General features: G+C 72.5%; 6 protein-coding genes and 1 riboswitch. Of the genes, 2 read left to right on the top strand and 4 right to left on the bottom strand.

All coding sequences use genetic code 11. The features are described from left to right. Positions 1–355 precede the first annotated feature (355 nt). Positions 356–485: riboswitch (cobalamin riboswitch) on the top strand. A gap of 38 nt (positions 486–523) precedes the next feature. Beyond that, on the top strand, positions 524–4144 hold the full coding sequence (cobN, locus tag AC07A6_RS39495) for a cobaltochelatase subunit CobN (protein WP_478780321.1): 3621 nt from the start codon (positions 524–526) through the stop codon (positions 4142–4144). A gap of 227 nt (positions 4145–4371) precedes the next feature. Continuing rightward, positions 4372–6588 (top strand): terpene synthase family protein, encoded by a 2217-nt coding sequence (locus AC07A6_RS39490; protein ID WP_478780320.1) that lies wholly within the window; start codon positions 4372–4374, stop codon positions 6586–6588. Between the two features lie 36 nt (positions 6589–6624). Here the strand turns inward: AC07A6_RS39490 and AC07A6_RS39485 are convergent, their stop codons facing one another. The 4 genes from AC07A6_RS39485 to AC07A6_RS39470 all read right to left on the bottom strand — a co-directional run bounded on the left by AC07A6_RS39485 (position 6625) and on the right by AC07A6_RS39470 (position 12051). Then, entirely contained in the window at positions 6625–7863 is a 1239-nt protein-coding gene (locus AC07A6_RS39485) for a GNAT family N-acetyltransferase (protein ID WP_362471470.1), read from the bottom strand. Positions 7864–7978: 115 nt separating this feature from the next. Beyond that, positions 7979–9244, bottom strand: coding sequence for a YncE family protein (locus tag AC07A6_RS39480; RefSeq protein ID WP_478780319.1), 1266 nt, complete (start codon positions 9242–9244; stop codon positions 7979–7981). Between the two features lie 115 nt (positions 9245–9359). Then, a complete protein-coding gene (locus tag AC07A6_RS39475) occupies positions 9360–10511 on the bottom strand; it encodes an XdhC family protein (RefSeq protein WP_362471464.1) in 1152 nt (383 codons plus the stop codon). 76 nt (positions 10512–10587) lie between these two features. After that, a complete protein-coding gene (locus AC07A6_RS39470) occupies positions 10588–12051 on the bottom strand; it encodes an NCS2 family permease (protein ID WP_362471462.1) in 1464 nt (487 codons plus the stop codon). Between the last annotated feature and the right edge of the window lie 371 nt (positions 12052–12422).

Genomic DNA, 12422 nt, shown 5'->3' with positions numbered 1-12422 from the left:
CCGAGGGGGTCCGGGGCACAGCCCGGGGGTCCGGGGCGCAGCCCCGAGGGGGTCCGGGGCGCAGCCCCGAGGGGGTCCGGGGCGCAGCCCCGAGGGGGTCCGGGGCGCAGCCCCGAGGGGGTCCGGGGCGCAGCCCCGAGGGGGTCCGGGGCGCAGCCCCGGGGAACGGGCGAAGGGCGGGGCGGGGAGGAGCCCCGCGCAGCGCCACCCCGCACGCACCACCCGGCCCACGCGGCACCACCCGGCCCACCTGGCCCACGCGGCACCACCCGGCCCACCCGGCCCACGCGGCACCACCCCACCCACCCCCACTCCCGGCCAGGGAAAAGGCCGCCTAAGATGACCTTCCGACGGACCGTTCGGCCCGTCATCGCCGAGGACGGCGACATGGGAGGAAGCCCGGTGCGATTCCGGCGCGGTCCCGCCACTGTGAACCCCGCGGAGCGATCGGCCGGGTGAGTCAGGAACTCCTGCCGTCCTCACTGCCCGGGGCGCGGAAACCCCGAGGAAGGCCTGCCGCCGCATGATCCTGCTGCTGTCGACGTCCGACACCGATCTGCTCAGCGCCCGCGCCGCGAACGTCGCCGGCGGCCCCGTGCCGTACCGGTTCGCGAACCCCTCCCGCCTCCCCTTGGACGACCTGCCCGGTCTGCTCGACGGGGTCGGGCTGGTCGTCGTACGCCTCCTCGGCGGCCTCCGCGCCTGGCAGGAGGGCCTGGACGTCCTCCTCGCCGCCGGCCAGACCCGCCCTGTGGTCGTGCTGACCGGCGAACAGGCCCCCGACGCGCAGCTGATGGAGGCCTCCACGGTCCCGATCGGCATCGCCGCCGAGGCGCACCGCTACCTCGCGCACGGCGGCCCGGCCAACCTCGGACAGCTGGCCCGCTTCCTCTCCGACACCGTGCTGCTCACCGGGCACGGCTTCGAGCCCGCCGCCGCCTCCCCCACCTGGGGCGCCCTGGAGCGCACCCCCTCGCAGGCCGCCGGCCCGCAGGTCGCGGTGCTGTACTACCGCGCGCACCAGATGAGCGGGAACACCGCGTTCGTGCACGCCCTGTGCGACGCCATCGAGGCCAAGGGCGGGCAGCCGCTCCCCCTGTACGTCTCCTCGCTGCGCACCCCGGAGCCGGAGCTCCTCCAGGCCCTGTCCTCCGCCGACGCGGTCGTCACCACCGTCCTCGCGGCCGGCGGCACCCGCCCCGCGACGGCCTCCGCCGGCGGGGACGACGAGTCCTGGGACGCGGGCGCGCTCGCCTCGCTGAACGTGCCGATCCTGCAGGCCCTGTGCCTGACGGGGTCCCGTGACAACTGGGAGGAGAACGACGAGGGCCTGTCCCCGCTCGACGCCGCCACCCAGGTCGCCGTCCCCGAGTTCGACGGCCGTCTGATCACCGTCCCGTTCTCCTTCAAGGAGATCGACGAGGACGGCCTGCCCGCGTACGTGGCCGACGCCGAGCGGGCCGCACGCGTCGCCGGCATCGCGGTGCGCCACGCCCGCCTGCGGCACATCGAGCGCCGCGACAAGAAGATCGCCCTCGTCCTCTCCGCGTACCCGACGAAGCACTCCCGCATCGGCAACGCCGTCGGCCTGGACACCCCGGCCAGCGCCGTGGAGCTGCTGCGCACCCTCATCTCGCACGGCTACGACTTCGGCCCCGCGGCCGAGATCCCCGGTCTGGTCTCCGGCGACGGCGACGAGCTGATCCGCGCGCTGATCGAGGCGGGCGGCCACGACCAGGACTGGCTGACCGAGGAGCAGCTGGCCCGCAACCCCGTCCGCATCCCGGCCGCCGACTACCGGCGCTGGTTCGCCGAGCTGCCCGCGGACCTCCGCGAGAGCGTCGAGGAGCACTGGGGCGAGGCCCCGGGCAACATGTTCGTGGACCGCTCCTCGAACCCGGACGGCGACATCGTCCTGGCGGCCCTGCGCCGCGGGAACCTGCTGGTCCTCATCCAGCCGCCGCGCGGCTTCGGCGAGAACCCGATCGCGATCTACCACGACCCGGACCTGCCGCCCTCGCACCACTACCTGGCCGCGTACCGCTGGATCCAGGCGGCGGCGGAGGACGGCGGCTTCGGCGCCGACGCGATGATCCACCTGGGCAAGCACGGCAACCTGGAGTGGCTGCCGGGCAAGAACGCCGGCCTGTCGGCGTCCTGCGCCCCGGACGCGGCCCTCGGCGACCTGCCCCTCGTGTACCCGTTCCTGGTGAACGACCCGGGCGAGGGCACGCAGGCCAAGCGCCGCGTGCACGCCACCCTGGTCGACCACCTGGTGCCGCCGATGGCCCGCGCCGAGTCGTACGGCGACATCGCGCGCCTGGAGCAGCACCTGGACGAGTACGCGCAGATCAGCTCCATGGACCCGTCGAAGCTGCCGGCGATCCGCGCCCAGATCTGGACGCTGATCCAGGCGGCGAAGCTGGACCACGACCTGGGTCTGGAGGAGCGCCCGGACGACGACGGCTTCGACGACTTCCTGCTGCACGTCGACGGCTGGCTGTGCGAGGTCAAGGACGCCCAGATCCGCGACGGCCTGCACGTCCTCGGCGGCGCCCCGGCCGGTGAGGCCCGGGTCAACCTGGTCCTGTCCATCCTGCGGGCCCGTCAGATCTGGGGCGGCACCTCCGCCCTGCCCGGCCTGCGCGAGGCCCTCGGCCTCGACGAGTCGGCGGCGACCCGCACCGCGGCGGACACCGTCGAGGAGACGGCCCGCGGGCTGGTCCAGGCGATGGAGGACGCGGCCTGGTCCCGGGACGCGGTCGCCACGGTCGCGGCCGGCCACCCCGCCGCCGTCGCCGACGTCCTGACCTTCGCGGCGAACGAGGTCGTCCCGCGCCTGGCCGGCACCACGGACGAGATCGCCCACGTCGTGCGGGCCCTGGACGGCGGCTTCGTCCCGGCCGGCCCGTCGGGCTCCCCGCTGCGCGGCCTGGTCAACGTCCTGCCGACGGGCCGCAACTTCTACTCGGTCGACCCGAAGGCCGTGCCCTCCCGGCTGGCGTGGGAGACGGGCCAGGCCCTCGCGGAATCGCTCCTCACCCGCTACCGCACCGACCACGACGGCGAGTGGCCGGCCTCCGTCGGGCTCTCCCTCTGGGGCACGAGCGCGATGCGCACGGCCGGCGACGACGTCGCCGAGGCCCTCGCCCTGCTCGGTGTCCGCCCGGTCTGGGACGAGGCCTCGCGCCGTGTCACCGGCATCGAGGCGATCCCCCTGGACGAACTCGGCCGCCCCCGCATCGACGTGACCCTGCGCATCTCGGGCTTCTTCCGTGACGCGTTCCCGCACGTCATCGGCCTCCTGGACGACGCGGTCCGGCTGGCGGCCTCGCTGGACGAGCCCGCCGGTTCGAACTTCGTCCGGGCCCACGCCCAGGCCGACCTGGCCGCCCACGGCGACGAGCGCAGGGCCACCACCCGCATCTTCGGCTCCCGCCCCGGCACCTACGGCGCCGGCATCCTCCAGCTGATCGACTCCCGCGACTGGCGTACGGACGCCGACCTGGCGGAGGTCTACACGGTCTGGGGCGGCTACGCGTACGGCCGGGGCCTGGAGGGCCGTCCGGCGCGCACCGAGATGGAGACGGCGTACAAGCGCATCACCGTCGCGGCGAAGAACACGGACACCCGCGAGCACGACATCGCCGACTCCGACGACTACTTCCAGTACCACGGCGGCATGGTGGCCACCGTCCGCGCCCTGCGCGGCACGGCCCCCGAGGCGTACATCGGCGACTCGACCCGCCCGGAGACGGTCAAGACCCGCACCCTGGTCGAGGAGACCTCCCGCGTCTTCCGCGCCCGCGTGGTCAACCCCAAGTGGATCGAGGCGATGCGCCGCCACGGCTACAAGGGCGCCTTCGAGCTGGCGGCGACGGTCGACTACCTCTTCGGCTACGACGCCACGACGGGCGTGGTCGCGGACTGGATGTACGACAAGCTGACGGAGACGTACGTCCTCGACCCCACGAACCGCGCCTTCCTGGAGCAGGCCAACCCGTGGGCCCTCCACGGCATCGCGGAACGCCTCCTGGAGGCCGAGTCCCGCGGCATGTGGGAGAAGCCGGACCCGCAGGTCCTCGAAGCGCTGCGCCAGGTCTACCTGGACACGGAGGGCAACCTGGAGGGCGACGCCGAGTAGGCGGCCCTCCCCGGAACACCGGACGGCCCGGCCCCCGCACCCTCTCGTCCGAGGGGGGCGGGGGCCGGGCCGTCGCCCGTTCCCCACCCTCGGCGCACACGCGTGCGACCGTCACCTGAAGCGGTGAACTCCCCCTTGTCCGGGCGACGCCGCGGGTAGGGCAGTGCTGATCTCGTGCGGGGGCCGGAGCGCCTGCCCCCGCACCTTGACGAAAGGCCGGCCCCGCAGTGACGCAGCCGTTCCGACTGCCGGAGTTCTACGTGCCGTATCCGGCGCGCCTCAACCCCCACCTGGAGGAGGCCAGGGCCCACAGCAAGCGGTGGGCGCGGTCCTTCGGGATGCTGGAGGGCTCCGGCGTGTGGGAGGAGCCGGACCTCGACTCGCACGACTACGCGCTGCTGTGCTCGTACACGCACCCCGACTGCGACGCCGACGCGCTGTCCCTGGTCACCGACTGGTACGTGTGGGTGTTCTTCTTCGACGACCACTTCCTGGAGATGTTCAAGCGCTCCCGGGACCGGGCCGGCGCGAAGGCCTACCTGGACCGGCTGCCCGCCTTCATGCCGATGGACCTGGCGGAAGGTTTCCCCGAGGCCGCCAACCCCGTCGAGGCCGGGCTCGCCGACCTGTGGGCGCGTACGGTCCCGGCCATGTCGGCCGACTGGCGGGAACGGTTCTCCCTCTCCACGAAGAACCTGCTCGACGAGTCCATGTGGGAGCTCGCCAACATCGGCATCGGCCGGGTCGCGAACCCCCTGGAGTACATCGAGATGCGCCGCAAGGTCGGCGGGGCGCCCTGGTCCGCCGGCCTGGTCGAGTACGTGGCCGCCGAGGTGCCGGCGCGGGTGGCGCACTCGCGGCCGCTGGGCGTCCTGCGCGACGCCTTCTCCGACGCCGTGCACATCAGGAACGACCTCTTCTCCTACCAGCGCGAGGTGGAGGACGAGGGCGAACTCTCCAACGCGGTCCTGGTTCTGGAGACCTTCCTCGGCTGCACCACCCAGCAGGCCGCGGAGATCTCCAACGACCTGATCACCTCCCGGCTCCAGCAGTTCGAGCAGACCGCGCTCACCGAACTCCCCCGCCTCTTCGCCGAACACGCCCTGGCCCCCGCCGAGACCGCCGCCGTGCTCGCCTACGCCAAGGGCCTGCAGGACTGGCAGTCCGGCGGCCACGAATGGCACATGGCCTCCAGCCGCTACATGAACGAGGAGGCCGCCGCCGCCCGCCGGCCGGCCGCGCCCCTCCTCCCCTCGGAGCCCGGCACCAGCACCTTCGACCTGCGCTCCGCCTTCACCCGCCGCTCGATGGAGCTGCGCCACCGCTCCTTCGCCCACGTCCCGCACCAGAAGACCGGCCCGCTGCTCCTCCCCGACATCCGCATGCCCTACGAGCTGCGCCTGAGCCCGCACCTGGAACACGCCCGCGAGGGTTCGCTGTCGTGGTCGCGGCGGATGGGGCTGCTGGAGGCCCAGCCCGGGGACCCGGGCTCGGCGATCTGGGACGAACAGAAGGTGCGCGGCTACGACTTCGCGCTCTGCTCGGCCGCCATCGCGCCCGCCGCGACCGCCGACGCGCTGCTGCTCAACGCGTGCTGGCTGGCCTGGGGGACGTACGCGGACGACTACTACCCCGTGGTGTTCGGGCGGACCGGCGACATCGCGGCGGCCAAGGCCGCCACCGCGCGGCTGGTCGCGATGATGCCGCTGGCGGCCGGGGATGCCGTGCCGGCGCCGGTGACCGTGCTGGAACGGTCCCTCGCCGACCTGTGGGAGCGGACCGCCCCCGGCATGGGCGCGGCCGGCCGCGCCGAGTTCCGGGCGACGATGGTGGAGATGCTGGAGAGCTGGGTGTGGGAGGTGGAGAACCGGTTCCACCGCCGCGTCCCGGACCCGGTGGACTACGCCGAGATGCGCCGCCTCACCTTCGGCTCCCGGATGACCATGTACATGTGCCGGCTGGGGCAGGAGGGCCGGGGCATCCCCGACGAGGTCTACCGGTCGGGCACCATCCGGTCGCTGGAGAACGCGGCGGCCGACGCCGGCTGCCTCGTGAACGACATCTTCTCCTACCGGAAGGAGGTCGAGTTCGAGGGCGAGGTGCACAACCACGTCCTCGTCACGCGGAACTTCTTCGACATCGGCTACCCCGAGGCCCTGCACATCTGCCACTCCCTGCTGGCGCGGCGCGTCGAGGAGTTCGAGCACATCGCCGCCGATCAGCTGCCCGTCCTCTGCGAAGACCGGCGGCTCGACGCCGCGGCGCGGGCCGGGCTCGACGCGTACGTCGGCGGGCTCCGGGACTGGCTCGCCGGGGTCCTGCACTGGCACGAGACGACCCGCCGCTACCGGGACGAGGACCTGCGGCCGCCGGTCGACGCCTTGTCCACGCTCGTCCTGAGCAGTGGCTTCGGCATGGCGGCGGCCCGGATTCCGGGACGCTAGAAGACGCGAGACGACGCGAGACGGCGCGAGAAGACGTCAGAACTCGTCGGACGTGTGCGGCAGCGGCCCGGTGCGCAGCGCCGCGTCGAGGGCGGCCGCCGCGCCGGGCCGGTGTTCGGCGACCAGCCCGGCGGCGACGAGGTCCCAGGCCCGGGTGCCGCCCAGGTAGCAGGCGGCCAGCTCCCGTACGTCCAGGGACAGGTCGGGTTCCGCGCGGGCGGTCTCGTACGTCGCCCCGCCGGGTCCGGCCTTGAGCCGGAACCGGCCCGCGTTCGCGGGGAGCCGGGCGTCGGACAGGTCCAGGACGAGTTCCACGGGCGCGGCCCACGACCGCCCGGTCAGCGCCGCCCGTACGTCGACGAGCCGCAGCCACAGTGCCGGGTACTGGGCGGTGACCCTGACCTGGTCCCGGTCGGCGGCGAAGTGCAGCAGCGGGTCGTCCGGGGGGCGGCCCCACGCGGACACCTTGCCGGTCAGGTCGAGGGAGGCCAGGCACTGCCACAGCGCGGCGGCGACGGCGGGGGTCTCGGCCTCCAGTTCGTCGACGCGGACGAGGCCCTGGCTGCGGGCGGGCGGCGCCCCGTCGTCCTCGTGCTTCGTGCGGTAGAGGACGTAGCCCGCCACGGGTTCACCCGGTTCCCCGAGGGCGATGATCCTGGGCGGGCCCAGTTCCTCGTCCTCCTCGTCCTGTTCGCAGAGCCATTCCTCGGCCCAGCGCCGCTCGCTCCGGCTCGGCCTGCCGGCCCGGGTCCGGCGGGCGGCCTCGTGGAAGGGGGCGATGACGGTGGGGACCTCGTCGGGGCCGACCAGCCGCAGCGGGCGCGGGTCGGGGTCGATGCGCAGGGCGAGGGGCCGGGTGGAGTCGATCTCGATGGTGGCGCCCTGGGTGGCGGCGCCGTAGCCGAAGCGGCCGTAGATGGCGGCTTCGGAGGCCCACAGGACGACGAGGGGGCTGCCTTCGGCGCCGGCGCGGCGCAGCTGTTCGTCCATGAGGGCGGTCAGGACGCCCCGGCGGCGGTGGGTGGGGGCGACGGAGACGAAGGTGAGGCCGGGGCTGGCGAGGTCGGTGCCGCCGGGTACGGAGAGGCGGAAGGGGTGGGCGGCCATGAAGCCGACCAGTGCGTCGCCGTCGTAGGCGCCGAGGCGGGCGCAGCGGGCGAGCAGGGAGTGGTGCCGTTCGCGTGTCTCCTCTTCCGGGCGGTCGTGGAAGACCAGGTAGGCGAGCTCCTGAGCGCGGTCGATGTCGGCTTCGGGTACCTCGCGGATGTCCACCATGATCCGGAGACTAATCGGTCATCGCGGACCGCTCACACCATATTGGCCGGATCTGCCCGTCCGGCCGGTCCCGATGCCGGGTCCGGCCGGTGTCCGGGCTTGTCGGCAGGGGTCCTCAGCGGGTGGCGGGGCCGCTCCAGCCGGCCGGGACGTGACCGATTCGTACCCGTTGGGGGTGGTCGCCGACGGGGACGGAGACGCGTGGGGTGCCGGTGGCGAAGTCGATGGCGGTAACCCGGTCGGCGCCGCTCTCGGAGATGACGCAGGCGGTGCCGTCGCCGTTGACGGTGGCCCAGTAGGGCTTGTCGGCGGGGACGAGCGGTCCTTCGGCGAGGGTGGCGCGGTCGACGACGGTGGCGTAGTCGTCCATGGTGCCGGCGATGCAGAGCTTGCTCCCGTCGGGGCTCATGGACATGCCGTGGTGGCGGGAGTCGTTGACCCACTTGGTGCGGTCGGCGGGGGTGGCGGGGTTCTCGGGGAGGGTCTTGACGCGGGTGATCCGGTCGGAGGGGACGTCGTACTCGACGAAGCCGTTGAAGAAGGAGACCTGGAAGTAGAACTTGGTCCCGTCGGGGCTGAAGGAGACCGGCCGTACGGCGTCGGAGAGGTCCCCCCGGCCGAAGGCGTCGAGGCGTTCGCGCATGTCGATGACGCGGACGGTGCGGAAGGTCCCGGTGTCGACGACGGTGATCTTCCGGTCGCCCTTGGTCCAGTCGAGCCAGGGCGCGTCGAGGGCGGAGGTGACGTCGCCGATGGCGCTGTTCCAGAGGTACCGGCCGCCGTCGGTGAAGGTGTTCTCGTGGGGTTTGTCGCCGGTGGTGAAGGATCCGGTCTGCCGACCGGTGGCGATGTCGAGGACGTGGACGGTGTTCGCGGTGGAGGCGGAGACGGCGACGCGGGTGCCGTCGGGTGAGACGGCCATGTGGTCGGAGCGGTAACCGGCGACCGGGAAGCGCCAGTTGATCCGGCCGGTGCGGACGTCGATGGAGACGACGTCGGCGAAGCTGGGGCGGGAGACCACGACGGCGGAGCCGTCGGGGGTGGTGTACATGTCGTCGGCGAACTGGTCGTGGCCCTCGCCGGCCGTGGCGCGGATGCCGAGGAAGAAGCCGAGCCTGACGGGGTTGAGCCAGATCTCGCGGAGCCGTTCCTCCTTGTCGGGGACGACGTTGATCCGGCCGACGCGGGCGAGGTCGCCGGTGGAGGCGAGGACGTCGGCGGTGCCCTCCCAGTTGTTGCCCACGAAGAGCACCTCGCGCAGGCCGCCGTCCGGCGGGGTCGCCGCCCGCGAGGCGGGGCCGAGGGTGGCCGCGAGGCCCGCCAGCGCCAGGGCGCACGTCAGGCGGAGGGCGCGTGCGGGGGTGGGACGGGTCCGGGACATCCGCTCAACTCCGATACGGGGAAGCGCTGTTACCGGCCGGTAAAATAGGCGGGACACGCAGAAGGCGCAACCCCCGGGAGGGTCGCGCCTTCGCTCATGTCAGGGGGTCGCCCCTTCAGGCGACCGAACCGATCCTGCCGATCACCGTGTTCGAGGTGTCGTGGTGGATCGGGATGTGCGCGCCGGTGAGGGCGGCGCCGCTGCCGCCGCGGCGGTTCGCGACGATCTCGGCGGCGATGGACAGCGCGGTCTCCTCCGGGGAGCGGGCGCCGAGGTCCAGGCCGATCGGGGAGCGCAGCCGGGCCAGTTCGAGCTCGGTCACGCCGACCTCGCGGAGCCGCTTGTTGCGGTCCTCGTGGGTGCGGCGGGAGCCCATGGCGCCGACGTAGGCGACGGGGAGCTTGAGGGCCATTTCGAGGAGCGGTACGTCGAACTTGGCGTCGTGGGTGAGGACGCAGAGCACGGTCCGGCCGTCGACCTGGGCGGTCTCCAGGTAGCGGTGCGGCCAGTCGACCACGATCTCGTCGGCCTCGGGGAAACGCTTCTTCGTCGCGAAGACGGGCCGGGCGTCGCACAGCGTCACGTGGTAGCCGAGGAACTTGCCGATCCGCACCAGGGCGGACGCGAAGTCGATGGCACCGAAGACGATCATCCGCGGGGGCGGGACGCTCGACTCGACCAGGACCTTGAGCGGCTCTCCGCAGAGCCGGCCGTCGGCGCCGATCTCCAGCACGCCGGTCTTTCCGGCGTCGAGCATGGCGCGGGCCTCTTCGGCGAGGGTGCGGTCCAGCTCGGGGTGGCCGCCGAAGCCGCCCTCGAAGGAGCCGTCGGGGCGGACCACGAGGGCGCGGCCCGTCAGCTCGGCCGGGCCTTCGGCGATCCGGGCCACCGCGGCGGCCTCGCCCTGCGCCGCGGCACGCAGCGCGGTGGCGAGCACCTCCCGCAGGGGGGAGCCCACGGGGACCGGGGTCACCAGGATGTCGATGATCCCGCCGCAGGTCAGACCCACGGCGAAGGCATCGTCGTCGCTGTAGCCGAAACGTTCCTGGACGGTCTCGCCGTCCTCGATCGCCTGCCGGCACAGCTCGTACACCGCGCCCTCCACGCATCCGCCGGAGACCGATCCGATGGCCGTGCCCTCGCCGTCGACGGCGAGCGCGGCCCCGGGCTGCCGGGGAGCGCTCCCGCCGACCGCCACCACGGTGGCGACGGCGAAGTCACGTCCCTGCTCGACCCACCGGTTCAGTTCCTCGGCGATGTCCAGCATGTGCGGCCTCCTCGGAGAGGTTTCGGATTCCAGTATCGGATGCGTGGAGGGTCAGGTGGTGCCCACGGGCCTTGCCTTACTTGACGCCGAGCCACGCCTCGATGGGGTGGAGGGCGAAGAAGACCAGGAAGACACCGGTCAGGACCCACATGAAGGCGCCGATCTCGCGGGCCTTGCCCTGCGCGACCTTGATGGCCACGTAGGAGATCACACCGGCGGCGACACCGGGGGTGATCGAGTAGGTGAAGGGCATGATCACCACGGTCAGGAAGACCGGGATGGCGGTCGCGGCGTCGGCCCAGTCCACGTGGCGGGCGTTCTGCATCATCATCGCGCCGATGATCACCAGGGCCGCGGAGGCGACCTCACCCGGGACGATCTGGGTGATCGGGGTGAAGAAGAGGCAGGCGGCGAAGAGCAGACCGCTGACGACGGAGGCGAGACCCGTGCGGGCACCCTCGCCGACGCCGGTCGCGGACTCGACGAAGACCGTCTGGCCGGAGCCGCCGGCGATGCCGCCGATGGCGCCACCGGCACCGTCGATGAACAGCGCCTTGGACAGGCCCGGCATGCGGCCCTTGTCGTCGGCCAGCTTGGCCTCGGTGCCGACGCCGATGATGGTGGCCATCGCGTCGAAGAAGCCGGCGAGCACCAGGGTGAAGACGATCATGCCGACGGTCATGACGCCGACGTCGCCCCAGCCGCCGAACTCGACCTTGCCGAAGAGCGAGAAGTCCGGCATCGAGATCGCGGAGCCCTCGAGGGTCGGCGGACCGTTCTTCCAGGCCTTCGGGTCGATGTCCATGACGGCGTTCAGGATCGCCGCGAGGACGGTGCCGCCGACGATGCCGATCAGGATGGCGCCGGGGATCTTGCGGGCCTGGAGCATGAAGATGCCCAGCAGGGTGACGCAGAAGAGCAGGACCGGCCAGCCGGCGAGCTCGCCGACCGAACCGAGCTGGACCGGGGGACCGAACTCGGGGCCCTTGCCGACGAAGCCGGCCTTCACGAGACCGATCAGGGCGACGAACATGCCGATGCCCATGGTGATCGCGTGCTTGAGCGCGAGGGGGATCGCGTTCATGATCATCTCGCGGAGGCCGGTGACGACCAGGAGACAGATCACGACGCCGTACATGACGCACATGCCCATGGCCTGCGGCCAGGTCATCTGCGGGGCGACCTGGGAGGCCAGGACGCCGGAGACGGACAGGCCGGCGGCGAGGACCAGCGGGACCTTGCCGATGAAGCCCATCAGGAGGGTGGTCAGGGCCGCGGCGAAGGCGGTGGCCGTGATCAGGGCCTTCTGGCTCATCGTGTCCCCGGCGACGTCCTTGCCGGAGAGGATCAGCGGGTTGAGCAGGAGGATGTACGCCATGGCCATGAAGGTCGTGACGCCGCCACGAATTTCATTGCCTACGTTCGACCCTCTGTGGGTGATGTGAAAGTAACGGTCGAGCCAAGAACGCCCAGCGGGGTTCAGAGTGCCGTCGCCGGCCTCTTCCGCGGTGGTCTTGGGCTCCACAGACGACTGGGTCATGGTGCCTAACTCCCAAGGTTCAAAGGGGCACCCGCATGGAGATTGGAGACGCGGGATTTGGGAAACTGCGTTGGCTGCACGACCCGGGGTGACGGCCCGAGGCGACGCGAAATGTGCACTGCGTGTACTGCGGGTAGTGCGGGGGTGACCGCTGGTACTACGTGGGGGTTTTGCAGGGGTTCTGCCAAGTGACGGGGACCGCGAGCGGTGCGGTACCGCGTACTGCGTGCTCCGGGCGGTGCGGCGTGAAGTGTGACGTTCCCGAGTCACACCGCCCGGAAATCCGAGGGGTGCGGGGGGGGGGGGGGGGGGGGGGGGGGGGGCGCGACCAGTGCGGAGAGGGGGCGCAGAAGCCGGCGCCGGGGAAGGCG

Source organism: Streptomyces sp. NPDC044002, assembly GCF_056434525.1.
The sequence above is the reverse complement of the archived record's forward strand: the minus strand, read 5'-3'. Positions and strand labels throughout refer to the sequence as shown.

Bases quoted from the DNA above. Each gene is read 5' to 3' on its own strand.
- AC07A6_RS39470 (WP_362471462.1), bottom strand. From the start codon at position 12,051: ATGACCCAGTCGTCTGTGGAGCCCAAGACCACCGCGGAAGAGGCCGGC.
- AC07A6_RS39480 (WP_478780319.1), bottom strand. From the start codon at position 9,244: ATGTCCCGGACCCGTCCCACCCCCGCACGCGCCCTCCGCCTGACGTGC.
- cobN (WP_478780321.1), top strand. From the start codon at position 524: ATGATCCTGCTGCTGTCGACGTCCGACACCGATCTGCTCAGCGCCCGC.
- AC07A6_RS39485 (WP_362471470.1), bottom strand. From the start codon at position 7,863: ATGGTGGACATCCGCGAGGTACCCGAAGCCGACATCGACCGCGCTCAG.
- AC07A6_RS39475 (WP_362471464.1), bottom strand. From the start codon at position 10,511: ATGCTGGACATCGCCGAGGAACTGAACCGGTGGGTCGAGCAGGGACGT.